19 protein-coding genes and 2 rRNA genes are annotated in these 21555 nt (G+C 38.0%); 10 read left to right on the plus strand and 11 right to left on the minus strand.

Annotation, left to right across the window (positions count from 1 at the left end; genetic code table 11):
- Nucleotides 1–337 precede the first annotated feature (337 nt).
- The gene (sodC, locus tag P256_RS08655; protein ID WP_023273311.1) at nt 338–889 is read left to right on the plus strand and encodes a superoxide dismutase family protein; all 552 of its coding nucleotides are present in this window, start codon (nt 338–340) and stop codon (nt 887–889) included.
- Nucleotides 890–1018: 129 nt separating this feature from the next.
- Here sodC and rph read toward each other — a convergent pair whose 3' ends face one another.
- On the minus strand, nt 1019–1735 hold the full coding sequence (gene rph / locus P256_RS08660; RefSeq protein ID WP_023273312.1) for a ribonuclease PH: 717 nt from the start codon (nt 1733–1735) through the stop codon (nt 1019–1021).
- A 160-nt stretch (nt 1736–1895) separates the two neighbouring features.
- Nucleotides 1896–2744 (minus strand): nucleoside-specific channel-forming protein Tsx, encoded by an 849-nt coding sequence (tsx, locus tag P256_RS08665; protein WP_023273313.1) that lies wholly within the window; start codon nt 2742–2744, stop codon nt 1896–1898.
- A 317-nt stretch (nt 2745–3061) separates the two neighbouring features.
- Here tsx and P256_RS08670 point away from each other — a divergent pair, with 317 nt between their 5' ends.
- The 3 genes from P256_RS08670 to P256_RS08680 all read left to right on the plus strand — a co-directional run bounded on the left by P256_RS08670 (nt 3062) and on the right by P256_RS08680 (nt 5579).
- Complete coding sequence (locus P256_RS08670) at nt 3062–3961, plus strand: 5'-methylthioadenosine/S-adenosylhomocysteine nucleosidase (protein WP_023273314.1); 900 nt, start codon at nt 3062–3064, stop codon at nt 3959–3961.
- A 70-nt stretch (nt 3962–4031) separates the two neighbouring features.
- Nucleotides 4032–4817: a 5'-methylthioadenosine/S-adenosylhomocysteine nucleosidase gene (locus P256_RS08675; RefSeq protein WP_228130238.1), complete on the plus strand. Its 786-nt coding sequence runs from the start codon at nt 4032–4034 to the stop codon at nt 4815–4817.
- 144 nt (nt 4818–4961) lie between these two features.
- Nucleotides 4962–5579 carry a TetR family transcriptional regulator gene (locus P256_RS08680; protein ID WP_023273316.1) on the plus strand — a complete coding sequence of 206 codons (618 nt, stop codon included), beginning with the start codon at nt 4962–4964 and terminating at the stop codon, nt 5577–5579.
- Between the two features lie 37 nt (nt 5580–5616).
- Here P256_RS08680 and P256_RS08685 read toward each other — a convergent pair whose 3' ends face one another.
- On the minus strand, nt 5617–6237 hold the full coding sequence (locus tag P256_RS08685; protein WP_023273317.1) for a thiol:disulfide interchange protein DsbA/DsbL: 621 nt from the start codon (nt 6235–6237) through the stop codon (nt 5617–5619).
- Between the two features lie 178 nt (nt 6238–6415).
- Here P256_RS08685 and ubiG point away from each other — a divergent pair, with 178 nt between their 5' ends.
- The 4 genes from ubiG to P256_RS08705 all read left to right on the plus strand — a co-directional run bounded on the left by ubiG (nt 6416) and on the right by P256_RS08705 (nt 9157).
- Nucleotides 6416–7132, plus strand: coding sequence for a bifunctional 2-polyprenyl-6-hydroxyphenol methylase/3-demethylubiquinol 3-O-methyltransferase UbiG (gene ubiG / locus P256_RS08690; protein WP_023273318.1), 717 nt, complete (start codon nt 6416–6418; stop codon nt 7130–7132).
- A complete protein-coding gene (locus tag P256_RS08695) occupies nt 7129–7800 on the plus strand; it encodes an HAD family hydrolase (protein ID WP_023273319.1) in 672 nt (223 codons plus the stop codon). The genes ubiG and P256_RS08695 overlap by 4 nt, the downstream gene beginning before the upstream one ends.
- Before the next feature lie 39 nt (nt 7801–7839).
- Nucleotides 7840–8586, plus strand: a complete 747-nt coding sequence (locus tag P256_RS08700; RefSeq protein ID WP_023273320.1) for a YciK family oxidoreductase — start codon at nt 7840–7842, stop codon at nt 8584–8586.
- Nucleotides 8587–8758: 172 nt separating this feature from the next.
- Nucleotides 8759–9157, plus strand: a complete 399-nt coding sequence (locus P256_RS08705; RefSeq protein WP_023273321.1) for an RcnB family protein — start codon at nt 8759–8761, stop codon at nt 9155–9157.
- Nucleotides 9158–9177: 20 nt separating this feature from the next.
- Here the strand turns inward: P256_RS08705 and P256_RS08710 are convergent, their stop codons facing one another.
- The 6 genes from P256_RS08710 to argA form a co-directional block, all read right to left on the minus strand.
- Nucleotides 9178–9660: an FKBP-type peptidyl-prolyl cis-trans isomerase gene (locus tag P256_RS08710; protein ID WP_023273322.1), complete on the minus strand. Its 483-nt coding sequence runs from the start codon at nt 9658–9660 to the stop codon at nt 9178–9180.
- Nucleotides 9653–10189 carry a signal peptidase II gene (gene lspA / locus P256_RS08715; RefSeq protein ID WP_023273323.1) on the minus strand — a complete coding sequence of 179 codons (537 nt, stop codon included), beginning with the start codon at nt 10187–10189 and terminating at the stop codon, nt 9653–9655. Before lspA ends, P256_RS08710 begins: the two co-directional genes overlap by 8 nt.
- Nucleotides 10182–13019, minus strand: coding sequence for an isoleucine--tRNA ligase (gene ileS / locus P256_RS08720; RefSeq protein WP_023273324.1), 2838 nt, complete (start codon nt 13017–13019; stop codon nt 10182–10184). The genes lspA and ileS overlap by 8 nt, the downstream gene beginning before the upstream one ends.
- 57 nt (nt 13020–13076) lie before the next feature.
- Nucleotides 13077–14075 carry a bifunctional riboflavin kinase/FAD synthetase gene (ribF, locus tag P256_RS08725; protein WP_023273325.1) on the minus strand — a complete coding sequence of 333 codons (999 nt, stop codon included), beginning with the start codon at nt 14073–14075 and terminating at the stop codon, nt 13077–13079.
- A 120-nt stretch (nt 14076–14195) separates the two neighbouring features.
- The gene (locus tag P256_RS08730; protein ID WP_023273326.1) at nt 14196–14822 is read right to left on the minus strand and encodes a TetR/AcrR family transcriptional regulator; all 627 of its coding nucleotides are present in this window, start codon (nt 14820–14822) and stop codon (nt 14196–14198) included.
- Nucleotides 14823–14947: 125 nt separating this feature from the next.
- Nucleotides 14948–16303 carry an amino-acid N-acetyltransferase gene (gene argA / locus P256_RS08735; protein WP_023273327.1) on the minus strand — a complete coding sequence of 452 codons (1356 nt, stop codon included), beginning with the start codon at nt 16301–16303 and terminating at the stop codon, nt 14948–14950.
- A gap of 273 nt (nt 16304–16576) precedes the next feature.
- Between argA and P256_RS08740 the strand changes: the two genes are divergently transcribed.
- Nucleotides 16577–17968: an NAD-dependent succinate-semialdehyde dehydrogenase gene (locus P256_RS08740; RefSeq protein ID WP_023273328.1), complete on the plus strand. Its 1392-nt coding sequence runs from the start codon at nt 16577–16579 to the stop codon at nt 17966–17968.
- A 78-nt stretch (nt 17969–18046) separates the two neighbouring features.
- Nucleotides 18047–18718 carry a DUF1345 domain-containing protein gene (locus tag P256_RS08745; RefSeq protein WP_023273329.1) on the plus strand — a complete coding sequence of 224 codons (672 nt, stop codon included), beginning with the start codon at nt 18047–18049 and terminating at the stop codon, nt 18716–18718.
- Between the two features lie 52 nt (nt 18719–18770).
- Here P256_RS08745 and rrf read toward each other — a convergent pair.
- Together rrf and P256_RS08755 are read right to left on the minus strand one after the other, a co-directional pair.
- A 5S ribosomal RNA gene (gene rrf / locus P256_RS08750) occupies nt 18771–18885 on the minus strand.
- Nucleotides 18886–19034: 149 nt separating this feature from the next.
- Nucleotides 19035–21555 (minus strand): 23S ribosomal RNA (locus P256_RS08755); the annotation flags it as partial.

The raw sequence follows: 21555 nt of genomic DNA on the forward strand, positions 1-21555 counted from the left end.
ACCTCTTAGCATAATTTCTACAATACAGCTTACAGCTCTTAATTTTTAAATCGATAAAGAATGTATATCAACCATATCAATACTATATTTAATACAACTCATCTCATAAAATATCGTGATAAAAAACCACCATAAAATTTTAAAATTCAAATATATATAAAAATCCACTATATCCAAAAACAAGTGATATAAGTTGCTTTTATTTTTAGTCATAAATTTTAAAAAACTTGTAGAATCTATGCAGAGAGTTAAAGTTTAAAACTATCACTAATCTCAATTTAAAATAGTTCAACTTTATCTATACTCAACTCATAATTTAAACACTAGGAACAAATGAATGAATATAAATGGACTATGTAAAACACTTGGCTTGTGCTTTTCAAGCATTTTAGTCGTTACTGGATGCAGTACGCTTTATCCAAAACATGAAAAAACGAAGGAAATCGTTCCTATTTATGCAGTATCGGCACAAGGTATAGGAGAAAAAATAGGTACGGTAAGCTTAGAAGATACAGCTAAAGGATTAAAAATTCAGACTAACCTCAGCAATATTCCATCAGGCCCCCATGGCTTCCATATACATGAATATGGCTCATGTGAGCCTGTAGGTAAAAATGGGCAAATAGCTGCAGCACTTGCAGCAGGTGGTCATTTTAATCCAAATCATGCAGAACATCATGGAACCCCCCTTACGGGTCATCTAGGCGATTTACCTTTACTAACTGCAAATAACGATGGTCATGTTCAAGAAACAAGTATTGCACCGCGCCTAAAGCTTGCAAACATTAAAGGGCATGCAATGGTTATTCACAGTGGTGGAGATAACTATTCTGATACACCTAAGCCACTTGGCGGTGGTGGTAGCCGTATCGCATGTGGTGTTATCTAAATCTATATTAAAAAACCACTCTCTATATATAAGAGAGTGGTTTAATCTAACAAGTGCTGTATGGAGATTGATAATGAATCTATTAAGATCTATGACAAGAAAGACCTTAATTACTCACCATTCCACTTCTTACCAGCCTAATGCTTCTTGCTGCTTCTGAATCAGTGTTTGAATTCCTTTTTCTGCAAGTTCTAACATGCTATCTGATTGTGCACGTGTAAATGGCTTATCTTCCGCAGTACCCTGAATTTCAATAAACTCGCCTGCTTGTGTCATTACAACATTTAAGTCTGTTTGGCAGTTCGAGTCTTCTTCATAGCAAAGATCAAGCAGAGCTTCATCTTGATAAATACCTACAGAAATCGCAGCGATTAAACCTTTAAGCGGATCTTGCTTAATTTTTTTCTTTTCAAGCAAAACGCTAATTGCATCTACAAGTGCAATTGCAGCACCTGTAATTGAAGCTGTACGTGTTCCACCATCTGCTTGAATCACATCACAGTCAATCGTAATCGTATTTTCACCAAGTTTCTTTAAGTCAACCATTGCACGTAAACTACGTCCAATCAAACGCTGAATTTCTTGCGTACGACCACTTTGTTTCCCACGAGCAGCTTCTCGGTCTGAACGTGTATGTGTCGATCTTGGTAACATACCGTATTCTGCGGTTACCCAACCTTGACCTTGACCTTTTAAAAATCTTGGGACGTTATGGTCGATACTTGCTGTACAAAGTACTTTGGTATGACCAAATTCAATGAGAACAGAACCCTCTGCGTAACGCGTGTAGTTTCTAGTAATTTTTACGTCACGAAGCTGATCTACGGCTCTTTGGTCTATACGCATTTTTTTTCCTTCAATCTAACTAAAAGTAAATGAATGAAATAATTGTAACAGATTCTATTTTATTTTTTAGTAATTCAGCCATAGATATATTACAAATCATAACCACATATAAAAATAGCAGTCATTTATATGACTGCCATTTACTAAAGCATTATCTGTATTAGAAATGGTAACCTAAAGCAAGGTAGTATCCCCAACCTGTACTTGTTTGTGTGAAGTCACCACTACCCCAGTTATTTGTTGCACCATCTTTAAACTGACCACCATTATGGAAATAACGTGCGCCTGCATATGCACCAAACTGTTTCTGTTGATACGAGAAAATATGCGTAGATACAAAAGCTTCATTTGTGCGCGTATTACCACCTGTTTTATCAGCAAGTTTTGACCCAAAGTCATAGTTTGAGAAAGTGAAGTAGTTTAAAGATGCACCATTTTGGAAAGAATATAAAGGATAGAAGAACTGTACCTGTAAGCGTCCACCATCCGATGTATAAGCATTTGCAGCACCATAGTTTTCCCATTGCTGTTTTGCATATACATTCACACTCATACCTAGTTTAGTATGTGTATCAATTGATGTCCCTAAACCATAATATAATGTGTTTTGGCGTGTTAATACTGTATTCCCAGCATCTAAAATCCAATCCGTTGCAACAAACCAATCTTTAAAAGGTCCAACTGAGAGGTCTTTTCCTGTTAAGCGATTTAAAGAAACTTTTGGCTCATGTTCCATAAAGAGTTTAGAACTTCTACTATCCCAAACACCTGAAATATTACGATTTCCATCAAAAAACTTAGGTGCATCAAAGTAACCATACCAGTCTATTGGGCCAGTTTGCCCTGAATATTCAAGCTCTAAATAAGCATTCTTTACAGGCTTTGGGCTAAACATAACATTATTGCTGTAGATACCCCATAACGTTGTATTCATCGCAGCATTCGTTTGTTGAACGGCACAAACCGTTGCTGTTGCAGCAAAAAAATAGCTCAATAGTTTGTTAGACATGATTTCACGTGCTCCTAAGTCACGACATATACAATTTTGACCAAAATGGCAAAAATAGAATTAAAGGAGTTTTATAAGCAATGAATATGCCCACTTACATATACATTGCAACAAAAATCATCAAATAATCATATTGATGTTAAAACTAACCCATTATTTTATTTCATTTATATTAAAAAATGTTATTTTTCATGTCAAAATAGTGTTTAATTTAAACATTTATTCATTTATTTTCTATATCTCTTCATGTCATGCCATAGCATTTTCTTGGCATATTGCTTGCTTTACACCTTCTATTATCCTGAAAGGCACTTTGAATGAAAAAGTTACTGACCTTCTTTATTAGCTTAATCATAAGCACCGTGACATTTGCTCAAAGCAAAATTGATACCACATCACGTATTGCTATTGTGTGTGCATTCCAACCTGAAATTCCTGAATTACGCGCTGCTCTAAAAGATGCACAACTGCATACCATCAACCGAACTGAATTTTATACAGGAAAAATTGGTGATAAAGAGGTCGTATTATTTTTATCTGGAATGTCTATGGTCAATGCTGCCATGACTACCCAAATGGCTCTAGATCACTTCAATATTAAAAATATTATCTTTTCAGGTGTTGCAGGTGGAATTAATCAAAATTTAAATATTGGTGATATTTCAGTACCTGACCAATGGGGACAATATTTAGAATCAATCATGGCTCGTCAGACCAATGGAAAGTTTGTTGCACCAGCTTTCTTAAAAACACCTTATCCAAACTTTGGCATGATGTTTCCACAAGATGTACAAATTGCAAATGGTAATCAGGCACCTGAAGAAAAATTTTGGTTTAAAGTTGATCCAAATTTAATGGCTCAAGCAAAAGAAATTCTTGCTAAACCTAATTTAGATCGTTGTACAGCAGATAACCACTGCCTTAGCCACACACCTAAAGTTGCTTTTGGTGGTAATGGTGTTTCTGGACAATCATTTATGGACAATGCCGACTTACGTCAATTTGTTTTTAATACTTTCCATGCAAATGTTGTCGATATGGAGTCTGCTGCTATCGGTCACGTTGCTTATGTCAACAATACGCCATTTATTGTTTTCCGTGCCTTATCTGACCTTGCTGGCGGTGGTGCTGGTGAGAATGAAGAAAGTACATTCATTCAACTCGCAGCCAAAAACTCATCTCAGCTAGTTATTCAGTACGTAAAAGCTCTGAAATAAACTGATCATTGTTTGGAAATTTATTATGAAAAAGTTCATTCAACCAACACTTATCGCCGTTACATCGATCATGGCAACACATGTCACTTATGCAAATACTGTGGTTGCTCCCGTTGTAATCCAAGGTGCTTTAGACATTGAAACAGACCATATGATTGGTCAACTCAAAGATGTAAAAGAAAAAACTTACGGCGCTTGGAAGTTTTGGGAAGGAACATACCAAGGTTACCCTATTGTTATTTCTCGCACACTTATGGGCATGACAGATGCGGCAGCTGCAACAACTTTAGCCATTGAACATTATCATCCTGCAGCAATTATTAACCAAGGTACTGCTGGCGGTCATGATCCAAAGCTCAATGTATTTGATATCGTTTTAGGTAAAACTTCTGAAAATATTGGTGCATTTATTACACCAAATAAAGCACTTGGTGAAGGTTCAAATACATTAACATGGAATAAATCATTTAATGTACTGCCTAAAAACAACAGTGCCGAAGAAGAAAGTCGTCGCCTACGTTTCGAAGCAGACCCTAAGCTATTGGTTGCAGCAAATGCAATTAAATCAAGCTATAAACAAGGCAATGTCGTAGAAGGTGTCATTGGTTCAGCAGATGTATGGAACAATGAATTAGACCGTATTAAATATTTCCACGACAACTATCAAACATCTGTAGAAGAAATGGAAACTGCTTCAGCCGCACAAATTGCATCTCTATATCACGTTCCATTTATTGGTATTCGTGTTCTATCTAATAATTTAACAAATAATGGCAGCTATAACCCAAATACAGGGGTTGCTTGTCAAAAATATGCTTTAGATGTTGCATTAAATTATTTAAAATCAAATAATTAATTAATAAAACCTAACCCTGAAAAATGGGTTAGGTTTTTTAATTTTCAAATTTTTAAAAGTTTATCTCATAAAACTTGGATAAAAATAGCACTATTTTTTATTCTATGTTTAAATTGTTTTTTACATTATGAGATGGAACCTATAATGTCTATACGTGCCGAGCGAAAAATACAAAGTAGGCAAGCTATTATCGAAAAAGTCCTTTTACTCAGTTATAACGGACAGCCTTTCCATTGTATGAGCTTACGTGAACTCGCACGTGAAGTTGGCATTGTACCTAGTGCACTCTACCGTCATTTTGCAAACAAAGATGTTCTTGCACAAGCTGCTATAGACCAAGTGACAGTCTTCATTAAAAGTGCACTATTTCAATCGCGCGCACGATTTTCAACACATAGTGATGAAACAACAGAAGTTCGTTTAGAAACATTATTTCAATTTGTTGAACAGCATTCAACGTATTGGCATTTCTTTATTTCAGAGCGTTGGGGAAACTACCCAATACTCGAGAAAATGATTTATCAAGATATTTTCGATTTAACGCGAGATTTAGTCAGCGACTTAAAAAAATTAGAAAAATACCAAAATATTACACCCGATGAGCTATATATGTTTGCAGAGCTTCTTTTAGAAATGTGCCTTGTATGGTCTAAAGACTGGATTAATCTATGTAAAAATAACACTCAAGAAAGTGATAAAAAAATATTTCTTAAAAACTGCCTCAACCGCGTACTTTTCATGCAACGAACCATATATTTATAAAAAAAGGCATCATAAGATGCCTTTTTATTTTTAGTATTTATTTCTTCTTCAATTTACTTTCTTTTTCTACCAAGTAACTCAGTACTTTTGTTACACGCCCATCTTCACCCTGAATCATATATTTACCGTCTACAATAATCGCTGGCACACCTGCAAGTTGATACTGTTGTGCAAGTTTATTTGATTCAGCAACTTTAGAGCTTACAGCAAATGAGTTATAAGCATTATTAAACTTGCTTTCAGGTACACCATATTTTGTAAAGAACTTAGCAGCCGATGCTTGGTCAAAGATTTGTTGATTATCAACCTGAATTGCATCAAATAAAGCCAAATGTGTCGTCTGACGCACACCTAACATTTCAGATGCCCAGTAAGTACGTGCACCTGACTCCCATACAGGATTCATTGCAGCAGGCATACGCACAAAAGTTACATCTTTTGGCATTTGTTTTAACCAAGCTTGCATATGTGGTTCAAGTTTAAAACAGTGTGGACAGCCATACCAAAAGAACTCTCGTACTTCTACCTTATTCCCTGTTACAGGTGTTGGGTTTTTGAGTACTGTGTAATCTTTCCCCTCAACAAATTGATCTGCCATTGCGTTAACAGAAAAAGCCATTACCATCGCAGCCAAACCACCTAAAATAAACTTCTTCATTTTTCAGTCTTTCCTTTTATCAACTTTTAAGCTATGCAATAGAGTAACGTTTAATTTCAAAAGATTCATGCAAAAAACGTCTTGTTTCTGTGAAGTTTTTTACGTGGGTAATCGCTTTTTTTACAATAAACGCTACACTAGATGAAATAAAAGGGTTTTATAATTTTAGGAAGAGCACATGACTCAATTAAATGTTGATCCACAAGAAATTGCAAAATTTGAAGCACTTGCAGAAAAATGGTGGGACAAAACATCTGAATTTCGTCCATTACATGAAATTAACCCTCTACGTTTAAATTGGATTGATGAATATTCAGAAGGCATTGAAGGGAAAAAAATTATTGATGTAGGCTGTGGCGGCGGTATTCTAGCTGAAAGTATGGCTCGTCGTGGTGCATCTGTTTTAGGTATAGATATGGGTGAAGCACCGCTCAACGTTGCACGTCTGCATGCCGAAAAACATAATGTAAAAAATATTGAATATAAACAAGTTCCTGTTGAACAACTTGCAGAAGAGCAAGCAGGAAAATACGATATTGTGACATGTATGGAAATGCTAGAACATGTCCCAAATCCTGCATCTATTATTCAAGCATGCCAAAAACTAGTTAAACCGGGCGGTCATGTTTTTTTCTCAACGATTAACCGCAATCCCAAATCATACCTATTTGCTATTATTGGTGCGGAATATGTGCTTCGCCTACTTCCAAAAGGCACACATGACTATCATAAATTTATTCGTCCATCTGAACTTGCCTATGACATCCGTGCAGCAAATCTAGAACTCAAAAATATGATTGGCTTGCACTATAACCCACTTACCAAACACTACTGGTTAGCACCAAATATCGATGTGAACTACATGGTTCATACACAAGATAAAGGTGAAGTATGAAAAAAGCCGTTTTATTTGATTTAGATGGCACATTGGCAGATACAGCTGCAGACTTCATTCGTATTATTCAAAATATCTGCCGTGAAGTTGGGCATCCTGTTGTTTCAGCAGATGCCATACGTGCACAAGTTTCTGAAGGTGCACGTGCGATGGTTCAGTTGGTATATCCAGAACTGTCTCAAGACAATCCAACATTCCTAAAATATCGTCAGCAATTTTTAGATATTTATGAACAACACGTGGTTGTAGATACAAACCTGTTTGAAGGAATGTACCCTCTTTTAGAGATGCTAGAAACAGCCAATATTCCTTGGGGTATTGTGACGAACAAACCACGCTACCTGACAGAGAAACTGCTCAGTGAACTCAAGCTAGATCAACGTTGTGCTGTCTTAGTCTGCCCTGAAGATGTCAAAAAAACGAAACCAGATCCAGAACCAATGTTTCTTGCTGCAAACATACTTAATATTTCTCCAACAGATATTATTTACGTTGGCGATCATCCTAGAGATATTGATGCAGGACGCCATGCCAATATGCTTACCATCTTGGCAGCATATGGCTATTTACCGCCGAATATGAAAGATGATCTTAAGGCATGGCATGCAGATGTAATTGTACAAAATGTTGAACAATTACATACAGAAATTGCTAAGCAAATCAGCTAAAAATCACTTAAAAATATAGAAGTGAATGGAGGCCTCGCAATGAAATATTCAGAATATCAACCTAGACCTGACTTACTCAAAAATAAGGTAATTCTTATTACAGGTGCGGGTGATGGTATTGGACGCACGGCTGCACTCAGTTATGCTTTACATGGTGCAACTGTTGTTCTACATGGACGTACAATCAACAAGCTCGAAGTCATCTATGATGAAATAGAAGGTTTAGGTGCACCACAACCTGCTATTTTACCATTGCAGCTCTCAAGTGCATCTACACGAGACTATGAACTTCTTGCAGATACCCTTACCTCTCAATTTGGCCGTTTAGATGGTATTTTGCATAATGCAGGCATACTTGGTGAACGCTTACCATTATCTGACTATCCAACAGATATATGGGATGAGGTCATGGCTGTAAACTTACGAGCACCGTTTGCAATGACTCAAGCTTTACTCCCACTTTTAGAAAAGTCAGAAGCCGCTTCTGTTATATTTGCGAGCTCAGGTGTTGGGCGTGAGGCACGTGCACTGTGGGGAGCTTATTCCGTTTCCAAATTTGGTGTTGAAGCAATGTGCCAAATTTTTGCAAAAGAAAATACATATCCTCAACTACGCTTTAACTGCATCAACCCCGGTGCAACACGCACAGCAATGCGAGCAAAAGCCTTTCCTAATGAAGATCCTCTTACGCTTCCAACCTCAGAAATGCTCATGCCTGCTTACCTATATTTAATGGGCGAAGACAGTAAACACCTCAATGGTGAAAGTATTAATGCACAGGATTAATGCACTAAAATAAAGGAAAGGAGCTTCATCTCTCCTTTCCTTCAAGTTACTATTCTTTCTTTTATTTAACCTTTTCAAATCTTGTTATGATCTTCACACTTTCTCTGCATTTTTTAGATACAGTAAGCAAAAATTCAAATATGAAAGCTCACTATTTCCGTAAAGGTGCAACATGAAAAAGTTATGTTATATCTTGGCATTTGCATCAGATTTATTGCTGGTCACTCCCTTATATGCACAACCTCATCATATGGGTGGCATGAATGGCAATCCTATGGGGCATATGTCTCAAGGCAATAGTTTCTCAGGGTTTAATAATCATATTCATCAAGATGCTTTTCAAGATATACAAGAAATACGTAGAACACGTGAGGAACAAGGTTTTGAACGTTTAAAGCGCTTAAAATGGCAAGAAGGTTATACAATGCCACAGCATTACCGTAGTGATCGCTATAAAGTAAACTATAACCAATATAATTTGCCACGACCTGAACGAGATCAACAATGGTATCGTATCAACAATGACTTTTTACTTATTGATGCAACCAACTCAATTATTAGCGTGCAATAAAAAAGCGCCGAAGCGCTTTTTTACATAATATTAATGCCCTGCTGACCTACAGGTGTCACTTTAAAGATTTCAACTTCAAAGCTAATATTCTTTCCAGCCAAGGGATGGTTAAAGTCAATCTCGGTTATATCATCATCTACCGCTTTGACCACGCCAAATAGGCTTGATTTTGCTTTATCTTCAAACTCTATAAGATGCCCAATCGTTGGTCTTTCTTCAAACTTCACTGTATCAAATGTTTGTACATTTTCAGGATTCCAAGGTCCAAAAGCATCCTCTGGTGGCAAATGTACTGTACGGCGATCACCCGCACGTAGCCCATATAGTGCTTTCTCAAACCCCGGCAATAAATTTCCATCACCGATTGTTAGCTCAACAGGTTCATCATGTTGGCGTGTATTGTCAATTTCCACACCATTTTCTAAAGCTACTGAAAAATGTAACTCGACATGCGCACCTGCTTTTATTCTCGTTTCTTCATTTGGTGAAATAATATTAGCCATTCACTTTATCCAGTTGCTGCTTTCTTTTTTTCTCAAGAAAAAACGTATCAATTAAAAGTAAAATTGTACCCAATGTAATAGCACTATCAGCAATATTAAATGCAGGAAAGTTATATTGACCATAATAAACATGAATAAAATCTACCACATAACCTAAAGTCATACGGTCGATTAAGTTACCTATTGCACCACCTAAAATAAGTGCCAATGCAGCAGGTAAAACTTTTTGTCCTTTTGGCATACGCATAAGCCAAAAAACAAATATTAAAGATACTATTCCAGCAAGTCCAATAAATACATAACGCTGCCAACCACCTGCACCCGACAAAAAGCTGAACGCAGCACCATAGTTATGTAAAAGCGTCCAATTTAAAAAAGGAACAACATGCTGTGGGTCGGCATATTCGAGAGATGTACTCGCAATATGCTTCGTCCACTGATCAATGATAATGGCTAAGGCAGAAAGCCCTAACCACAATACATTTCCTACATGAAATTTTAAGCCTTTTCCATGTTGTTGATTAGGCATATTTTCTCTCTTCACCTGCACCATCAACATTGATGATACAACGAGAACATAAACCTGGATGTTCTGAATGTGTATTTACATCTGGTAATACATGCCAGCAGCGAACACACTTTTCACCTTCAGCTGCAAGAATCTCTACACGTAACCCTTCAACTTCAGTTTCCTTGCCTTCTTCAGCAAAAGCATTAACCTCTACTTGAGAAGTAATCAGGACAAAACGAAGCTCATTTTCTAAAGATTTTAGTAGTTTCTCTAATTCAGGTGTTGCCCAAATTTTCACTTTAGCAGATAAGTTACCACCAACGACTTTTTCGTTACGTGCGAACTCGATCTGTTTATTCACAGCAGCTTTTACTTGAATCAATTGTTGCCACGCTTGTTCAGAAATTTCATTTTCTGCGACTTGAGGTAGGTCATACCATGTTTGCGTAAACACATATTTTTCAGATTGCTCAGGAATAAGTGGCCATGCTTCTTGTGCAGTAAAGCTTAAGATTGGGCTCATCCAACGAACAAATGCTTGCACAATATGGTAAAGCGCTGTTTGTGCAGAATGGCGTGCTTGTGAGTCTGCCTTTGTCGTATATTGACGATCTTTGATGATATCTAAGTAGAAACCACCCAAATCATTAATACAGAAACTTGTGAGTGCCGTACATACAGTATGAAAATTCATTTCGTTATATGCATCAACAATCGTTTTTTGAACGTCATTGGCACGTTGTAAGATATATTGATCTAAAGCAATTAATTGATCTACAGGAAGTAAATCTTTGCTCGGTTCAAAACCTTTTAAATTTGCCAATAAGAAACGTAATGTATTACGAATACGACGATAACTATCACTTACACGACTAAAGATTTCTTTAGACGCTGCAATTTCATAACGATAATCACTCGATGCAACATATAAACGTAAGCCATCTGCACCTAATTGCTTTGTAATTTCCTCTAAAGGAATATAGTTCCCTAAAGATTTAGAAAGCTTGCGACCTTTTTCGTCAACAGTGAAACCATGTGTTAATAGTGTTTTATACGGTGCACGATTATGAATTGCCATAGATGTCAGCAATGAAGATTGGAACCAGCCACGATGTTGGTCAGAACCTTCTAAATACAAATCGGCAGGACTATGTAACTCTTCACGCTGATCTAATACTGCATAATGTGTCGTACCAGAATCAAACCATACATCTAACGTGTCACGTACAGGGTTATATTCTTTTGCTTCTTCTGCACTTAAGAACGCATCTGTATCACGGGTAAACCATGCATCAATGCCTTCTTTCTCAATAAGTTGAGCAACTTCTTCAATAATTTCAGGTGTGCGTGGGTGTAGCTCATTGGTATCTTTATGAACAAAGAATGGAATTGGTACACCCCATGTTCTTTGACGTGAAATACACCAATCAGGGCGACCTTCTATCATCGATTCAATACGGCTTTGTCCCCAATTTGGTACAAACTTAATATCGTTTTCGATAGATTTTAATGCACCTTCACGTAAGCCATTCTGATCCATATTAATGAACCATTGTGGTGTTGCACGGAAAATAATTGGTGTTTTATGGCGCCAGCAATGTGGATAGCTATGTTGAATCGTTTCATGTGCCCACAAACGACCTGCTTCACGTAAAGCATCAATAATTTTAGGAACAGCTTTATAAATATGCTCGCCTACAAATACCGACGCAGCAGGTAAATAAACACCATTGCCACCTACAGGGTTTTCTACAGGCAGATTATTTTGTAAACCAACTTTATAGTCATCTACACCATGCGCAGGTGCGGTATGTACAGCACCTGTACCACTTGTTGCAACAACATGCTCACCTAAAATTACAGGAACTTGTCTTTCAACAATTAGTGGGTGTTGTAGTTGAAGCTGATCTAATTTCTCACCGACAAAATTTACAATAACTTTTGGATTTTGAAGCTTATAACGCTCATAAGCAGACTGAGCCAAATCTTTTGCAAAGATTATATTTTGCTTACCTGTATCAGTGTCAATTTCAATCAATTGATATTCAATTTCAGCATGTACAGCTACAGCTTGGTTAGCAGGAATAGTCCATGGTGTTGTAGTCCAAATGACCATATCCGTTGCTGTAGTAACTTCTACACCTAAACGCTTTGAAAGGTCATTTAAGTCTACAACTGCAAAACCAACATCTATCGCTTCTGATTTCTTATCTTCATATTCAACTTCAGCTTCAGCCAATGCCGAACCACAGTCTAAACACCAGTTCACAGGTTTTAGACCCGGTTGAATATGACCATTCTTTTGAATTTTTCCAAGTGCACGAACAATATCTGCTTCTTGCTTGAAGTTCATAGTTAGGTAAGGGTTATCCCAGTCACCTAAAATACCAAGACGCTTAAAATCTTGACGTTGTAAATCTACTTGCTTTAATGCATATTCACGGCAAAGTTTACGGAATGTTGTTGCATCTACTTTTTGCCCAACTTTTCCAACTTTTTCTTCAACTTTTAATTCAATAGGTAAACCGTGGCAGTCCCAACCCGGAACATACGGTGCATCAAAACCATCTAAAGTACGACTTTTAATAATAATATCTTTAAGTACTTTATTTACCACATGACCTAAGTGAATTTGTCCATTTGCATATGGAGGGCCATCGTGCAAAATGTATTTCTTTTTGCCAATACGCGAGTCACGAATTCGCTGATAAATGTTGTCGGCATACCACTCTTCCAACCATTTCACCTCACGTACTGCTAAGTTTGCTTTCATTGCAAACTCAGTACCCGGCAAGTTCAATGTGGCTTTATAATCCACTACATTTTCAGGATTTTGCTTATCGCTCATGCAAGTTACTTCCAGTTTTCAGAGTTTTCTATGACTCGTTGTACTTTAAAATTCAAATTAATAAGGAAATGTGCTGTTTTGCTTACGAAACTCGTTTAGCTGAACAACATCATCTTGTATTCCTACCTTTAATGCTTCAAGTGAAGCATAATTTTTCTCACCGTGTAAGTAATTTAAAAAAGTTACACGCATAAGTAAACCATACAGATTAGCAGAAACTTCAGGAAAGTGAACTTCTAAACGCCACTCTGGGACATCTTGTTTTACGGCAGGGCGCGTGCCTACATGTCCCGCACCAAAAAGACTATCTGACTGATATCCTGCAATACCTATTAAATCTGATTGTTGTTTAACTATTTCTCTTAAATTATGGGTTTCACAAACAACATCTACACCATAAATCCCATTTAAACAGGGCTTATGACGCTTTAAAGCAATATTCACAGTAGGGAAATTTAATGTACGACCAAGTTTATCGCCATGCTGTACGCGACCAATAATACTATAAGGGCGACCTAACAGTTGGTTTGCCAACGCTAAGTTACCTTCTTGCAGTACTTGCCGAAGGCGAGTTGAACTCACTCTCTTCCCTTCAAATGTCACAGTCTTTAAATTATGTACTTCAAAACCATAAGATTTTAAGAATTCACTGTTCCCTTGGCGGTCTCTTCCAAAATGGAAATCATCACCTAATATCAAGCTTTTCGCATTGAGAGTATTTTTTAATAGTAAGGCAAAATCTTCTGCACTTTGATTTCTAAAACGATGATCAAATTTTGCAATGGCAATGTAATCGATACCAAGCTCTTTTAAATATTCAACTTTTTCTCTCAGAGATGAAATTCTTGGTGGTGCTTCACTGCCTTTAAAAAACTCAAGGGGTTGAGGCTCAAAAATAATAACGAGTGTTTTTAATTCTTCTTGTTGTGCAACTTCTTTGAGCTTTTTAATCATCGCCTGATGCCCTAAGTGCACACCATCAAAATTACCAATACTAATTGCTGTTCTTGGTAAATTGCATGAAGGCATCAAAGCATGTAAACGAAGTAGATTCATGGAAGACTCATATAATCCATTTAGAAAATGTTCTCTTTGCCTATTTTGCCATATTCTAATCAGTTCGTCTTGTTATTCGCATTTAGAGTGATGAATCAAGGAAAAATAGGCAAGATTTACCTATGATACAGTATTTGATTTTGTAACTGCACCATGTAGTAAAAGTTGAACACTGCTTTGAATCGCGCGTTGATGAAATACTCTATTGCGTAGTGTTTTCCCTGTAAGTGCTTCAAACTGAACATCAAAATCAGCATAACTTTGTGTTAAAGACCACAAATTCATAATAAATAGCTCAGGAGCAATATCTGCTGCAATTTTTCCCTGTGCTTGCCATTCAGCAATCACTTTTACCTTGCGACGGAAATGCTTTTTAATTGAGCCTTTAATAATATTATGAATATATGGCGCACCCTGAATAATTTCTAAAGCATATAGCTTTGAAGCCTTCGGGTTTGTCTTAGAAAACTCTATCTTACTCTCAATATATTGTGTTAACAGTATTTCTGGATCTGCATCTACATACAAAAGTTGCATAGACTCTAGCCACTTTTGTAATACTGATGTCAACACTTCAACATATAATGCTTCTTTATTTGCAAAGTAATAAAATATATTCGACTTATGCATATCAGCACGTTTAGCAATTTCATCTAAACTTGCACCACTAAAACCATAGATCGAAAATACATCTAAGGCTGCATTTAAAAGCTGATGTCGCTTTTGCATACTTTTTTTTAATTCCATAACATGCAACCGGCCTAAAAAGATGTTTAGATTTTAGAGAAATATCTTTGATTTTGCATGGAATTTATTAAAAAAACCTATTTAAAAATATCCTCAAAACTATCGTTTTTATCTATAAGAAAGCATTACATCAATATTTTCTTGAATACCAATGAGTTTCGTTGAAAATTGTAGAGCTCTTGGCGTGAATTTGGTAAATCTTCTACACCAGATGGTTGAAAACCATGCTCTACAAACCAATGTGCTGTGCGTGTTGTTAAAACGAATAATTGCTGAATTCCACTTTTTTTCGCTTTATTTTCCAAGAAAGTCAAAATTTGAGTTCCTCTATTCGACTTACGATAGCCCGGATGCACTGCCACGCATGCAATTTCAGCAGATGGTATTTCATGTTCTTTAATTGCTATTGGATACAATGCTGCACAGGCTAAAATTGTTCCATCTCGCTCAATCACTGCAAATTGTTCAATCTCATTTTCCAACCTCTCTCTAGAACGGTAAACTAAAATTCCTCGCTCTTCTAAAGGTTTAAGCAATGTCATTAAACCACCGACATCATGAATCGTTGCCATTCGCACCTCTTCATAATGGGCATCTGTGACCATCGTACCTATACCATCTCGTGTAAATAGCTCTTCAATTAAAGCGCCATCATAAGCAAATGGTAATAAATGAATACGTTGAACTCCTTGTAAAGATGCTTCTTGTGCACACTTTAAAGTTGTTGAAAAATATGGAGATCTACTATTTTCTATAATATATTCATCAAGCTGATTCGAGCTCACCTCACGAATTAGTTGATGTCCTGAGTTTAATAATCCTACTTGCTCACCTAAAAAAATAAGTTTATCTGCCTTTAATGCAATTGCAGTTTTAGTAGCAACCTCTTCTGCAAGTAAATTAAAAACCTCTCCAGTAGTTGAATATCCTGTAGGGCCAAGTAACACAATATTATTATTAGACAATAAATGATTAATTGTATGCGTATCTACAGCTCTGACTTCTCCACTAAGTTGAAAATCAATACCATCATGAATACCAAAAGGTTTTGCTGTAATTATATTTCCTGAAACAACATCTATACGTGAGCCAAACATTGGAGAGTTTGCCAACCCCATAGAGAGTAAAGCCTCAATATGCATACGAGATGCCCCAACAGCACTCATAATTTCTGGCAAAGCTTTTCTTGTCGTAATTCGACGGTTTAAATGAGATTCTGTCTGAATACCTTGTTTAGCAAGGCTTTCATCAATTTGTTCACGTGCCCCATGTACTAAAACAAGTCGAATACCTAACGAGTGTAAAAGTGCAATATCATGAATAATATGCTGAAAATTACTATTTTTTAATGCAGCACCATCAAACATAATCACAAAAGTTTTATTACGGTGCGCATTAATATAAGGTGCAGAATTACGAAACCAGTATAAATAGTCGGTTTTCGAGGTCGTATCTGATTGCGTAGAGGGATAATCCACCATAACTAAGCCTTTGTACTTTTCATTTTATTACATCATTTATTATAAAAGATCACGGTATTACTGTGATAGACCATTAAAGAAATAGAAGATATATTTTAAAATCTTCTATTTTTGCAATTTGCTACGATTCCTCATATTTCTTTACGCTACAGAGTAAAAGTTCATTTATATTATTTATATAAAGCTGTTAAAACGCAAAAACAAATAAGATGCTCGTGTACTCAACAAATATATATTTAGTTCTAAAGCAAATCATATACAAGGAGTTCAACAATGCCATTTGCCACAACAAATCCATATACAGGTGAAGTTATAAAAACTTTTCCAGATGCAACAGATGCTGAAATACAACAGGCCATTACAGATGCAGATCAAGCATTTCAATCTTGGCGTTTATCATCATTTACAACACGTTCAGAAATACTAACAAAAGCTGCTTCTATTTTACGCCAAGATGTTGAAACCTATGCACAATTACTTACCCTAGAAATGGGTAAAATTCTTTCTGAAGGACGTGCAGAAGTGGAATTATGTGCAAAAATATTTGATTATTATGCAAAAAATGCAGAAAATTTACTTGCTCCTCAAAAAATTCCACCACTGTCTCCTGAAGATGGTGAATCAATCGTTTCTCATGAGCCATTAGGAGTCATTTTAGCAATTGAACCTTGGAACTTTCCTTTCTATCAAATTACCCGAATATTAGCTCCACAACTTTCTGTTGGTAATACTCTTTTACTCAAACATGCTTCAAATGTTCCACAGTGTGCGCTTATTTTTGAAAAACTTATGTTAGATGCAGGATTACCTAAAGGTGCTTTTATTAATCTTTTTTTACCACATAACAAAATAGAGGATGTTTTAAAAGGTTCACGGGTTCATGGGGTTGCTCTAACAGGTTCTGAAGCAGCGGGCGCCATTGTTGCTCAAACCGCTGCAAAATGTTTAAAAAAATCTACACTAGAGTTGGGTGGTGCTGATGCCTTAATTGTATTGGCCGATGCTGACTTAGACAAAACTGTTAAATGGGCTGTTTTTGGTAGACATTGGAATGCAGGTCAAGTATGTATTGCATCAAAAAGAATTATTGTAGATGAAAGCATATATGATGAATTCTTAGAAAAATATATAGCAGGTGTTGCTGCTTTAAAAGCAGGAGATCCTAAATTTTCTGATACTCAACTCGCTCCTCTCTCATCACAAAAGGCGGCTGATAATATAAAGCAACAAGTCAAAAATGCTATTAAAAATGGTGCTATTGCTCAAGAAGTTGGAGAGCCCGTTCCAAAACAAGGTGCTTTTGTTCAGCCAACAATTCTTACAAATATTACGCCAGAAAACCCTGCTTACTACGAAGAATTTTTTGGGCCTATATCTATGATATTTAAAGTAAAAAATGAAGATGATGCTATACGTATTGCTAATGACTCACATTTTGGGTTAGGTGGGTCTGTGTTCACTACTGACCCAGAGCATGGTCAAAAAGTTGCCGAAAAAATTTCAACCGGTATGGTCTTTGTAAATCATCCAACTGGAACAAAATCACACATTCCTTTTGGAGGTATTCGCAGATCTGGGTATGGACGCGAGCTTTTCGATCTAGGCCTAAAAGAATTTGTAAATCATAAGGTTATTAGTATTACAGATATTGATGCTCCTTTTTAAAATTTAATTTAGAGGGGGAGTATCTTAGATATTCCCTTTTTTATTTCACTTTATAAAATAGAATAACTAGGAAAATATATGAGTTTAATTAGAAAAACATATAGAAATATTCGTTACCACCCATATTTTTATCTTATGTTACCTGTTGGGCTAGTTATTGCTAGTATTTTAAATTATTTAACAAATTGGGCATGGTCTACTATTCTACTTACAAGTTGGAATAGTGCGATTGGTTTATATTTAATAAGAACTTTTGCAATTATTACTCACTATAATCAAAAACATATTGCTGAACGTGCTGAAAAACAAGATGAAAATAAGTGGGTTATTCTTTTACTTGTATGCCTTGCTGTAAGTATGTGCTTGTATGCCATTATCATTCATTTATCACATCTCCCTAGTGTACCTGCACTAAAATATGCACATATTTTACTTGCTCTCGGCACTATTGCTATGGCTTGGTTATTCATGCATACAGTATTTGCCGTTCATTATGCGCATGCATTTTATATAGCAAAGAATCGCGCAAAAGAACCAGGACTAGAATTTCCTAAAACACCTATGCCTGTATATTTTGATTTTATTTATTTTAGTTATGTTATTGGTACAGCTTCCCAAACTGCAGACGTTTCTATTACCTCAAAGAAAATGCGTATACTTAATACGTTCCATCTTATGCTTGCCTTTACCTTTAATACAATTATTTTAGCAATTTGCATTAATATTGCTGCAAGCTTAATTACCTCATAATTTTATTACATGCATAAAAAAAGCCTCCCATATGGGAGGCCTTAGAATTAAATGCTGGCGATGACTTACTCTCACATGGGTAACCCCACACTACCATCAGCGCTAAGAGGTTTCACTTCTGAGTTCGGGAAGGGATCAGGTGGTTCACTCTCGCTATTGTCGCCAGCACAACTGTTATGGAGAACGGTTAGGTCTTATGTTATTGCCTATGTTCAACCAAATTTGGCTTAACAGGTTATTCAATTGGTCTGTATTGTAACTAGGTTTATTACTAAATCAAGCTATTTGAAGAGAAATACAACTGTTTGGGTGTTGTATAGTCAAGCCTCACGAGCAATTAGTATTGGTCAGCTTCATGTATCACTACACTTCCACATCCAACCTATCAACGTCCTAGTCTTGAACGGCTCTTTAGGTGACATAAAGTCACAGGGAAATCTAATCTTGAGGTAGGCTTCCCGCTTAGATGCTTTCAGCGGTTATCCCTTCCGAACATAGCTACCCGGCGATGCGACTGGCGTCACAACCGGTACACCAGAGGTTCGTCCACTCTGGTCCTCTCGTACTAGGAGCAGATCCTCTCAAATTTCCAACGCCCATGGTAGATAGGGACCGAACTGTCTCACGACGTTCTAAACCCAGCTCGCGTACCTCTTTAAATGGCGAACAGCCATACCCTTGGGACCTGCTTCAGCCCCAGGATGAGATGAGCCGACATCGAGGTGCCAAACACCGCCGTCGATATGAACTCTTGGGCGGTATCAGCCTGTTATCCCCAGAGTACCTTTTATCCGTTGAGCGATGGCCCTTCCATACAGAACCACCGGATCACTAAGACCTACTTTCGTACCTGCTCGACTTGTTGGTCTCGCAGTTAAGCGCGCTTTTGCCTTTATACTCTACGCGTGATTTCCGACCACGCTGAGCGCACCTTCGTACTCCTCCGTTACTCTTTAGGAGGAGACCGCCCCAGTCAAACTACCCACCAGACATGGTCCTCGATCCAGATTATGGATCAGAGTTAGAACCTCAACATTACCAGGGTGGTATTTCAAGGATGGCTCCATAGTAACTGGCGTCACTACTTCAAAGCCTCCCACCTATCCTACACAAGTAAGGTCAAAGTTCAATGTCAAGCTGCAGTAAAGGTTCACGGGGTCTTTCCGTCTAGCCACGGGTACACGGCATCTTCACCGCGATTTCGATTTCACTGAGCCTCTGCTGGAGACAGCGCCGCCATCATTATGCCATTCGTGCAGGTCGGAACTTACCCGACAAGGAATTTCGCTACCTTAGGACCGTTATAGTTACGGCCGCCGTTTACTGGGGCTTCGATCAAGAGCTTCGCTTACGCTAACCCCATCAATTAACCTTCCAGCACCGGGCAGGCATCACACCCTATACGTCCACTTTCGTGTTTGCAGAGTGCTATGTTTTTAATAAACAGTTGCAGCGGCCTGGTTTCTGAGGCTGCCGACAGCTCAGGAAGCAAGTTCCATCACCATCAGCAGCGTACCTTCTCCCGAAGTTACGGTACCATTTTGCCTAGTTCCTTCAGCAGAGTTCTCTCAAGCGCCTTGGTCTACTCGACCTGACCACCTGTGTCGGTTTCGGGTACGATTCCTGTGTAACTGAAGCTTAGAGACTTTTCTTGGAAGTATGGTATCAGCCACTTCGTAGGTAAACCTACTTGCTATCGACTCTCAGCATAGAGCACCCCGGATTTGCCTAAGATGCATGCCTACTGTCTTCCACCTGGACAACCAACGCCAGGCTGACTTAACCTTCTCCGTCCTCTCATCGCATTACACAGAAGTAATGGAATATTAACCATTTTCCCATCGACTACGCCTTTCGGCCTCGCCTTAGGGGTCGACTCACCCAGCCCCGATTAACGTTGGACTGGAACCCTTGGTCTTTCGGCGAACGGGTTTTTCACCCGTTTTATCGTTACTCACGTCAGCATTCGCACTTCTGATACCTCCAGCATGCTTCTCAACACACCTTCATCGGCTTACAGAACGCTCCCCTACCACTTACGCTAATGCGTAAATCCGCAGCTTCGGCACATAGTTTTAGCCCCGTTACATCTTCCGCGCAGGCCGACTCGACTAGTGAGCTATTACGCTTTCTTTAAAGGATGGCTGCTTCTAAGCCAACCTCCTAGCTGTCTATGCCTTCCCACATCGTTTCCCACTTAACTATGATTTTGGGGCCTTAGCTGGCGGTCTGGATTGTTTTCCTCTTGACTACGGACGTTAGCACCCGCAGTCTGTCTCCCGGATAGTACTCATAGGTATTCGGAGTTTGCATCGGTTTGGTAAGTCGGGATGACCCCCTAGCCGAAACAGTGCTCTACCCCCTATGGTATTCGTCCGAGGCGCTACCTAAATAGCTTTCGGGGAGAACCAGCTATCACCAGGCTTGATTAGCCTTTCACCCCTATCCACAAGTCATCCCCTGGCTTTTCAACGACAGTGGGTTCGGTCCTCCAGTTAGTGTTACCCAACCTTCAACCTGCTCATGGATAGATCGCCTGGTTTCGGGTCTATACCCAGCAACTAAACGCCCTATTAAGACTCGATTTCTCTACGGCTCCCCTATACGGTTAACCTCGCTACTGAATATAAGTCGCTGACCCATTATACAAAAGGTACGCAGTCACATAATAAATATGCTCCCACTGCTTGTATGCATGCGGTTTCAGGATCTATTTCACTCCCCTCACAGGGGTTCTTTTCGCCTTTCCCTCACGGTACTGGTTCACTATCGGTCAGTCAGGAGTATTTAGCCTTGGAGGATGGTCCCCCCATATTCAGACAAGGTTTCACGTGCCT

Source organism: Acinetobacter nectaris CIP 110549 (genome assembly GCF_000488215.1).
Classification (GTDB): domain Bacteria; phylum Pseudomonadota; class Gammaproteobacteria; order Pseudomonadales; family Moraxellaceae; genus Acinetobacter; species Acinetobacter nectaris.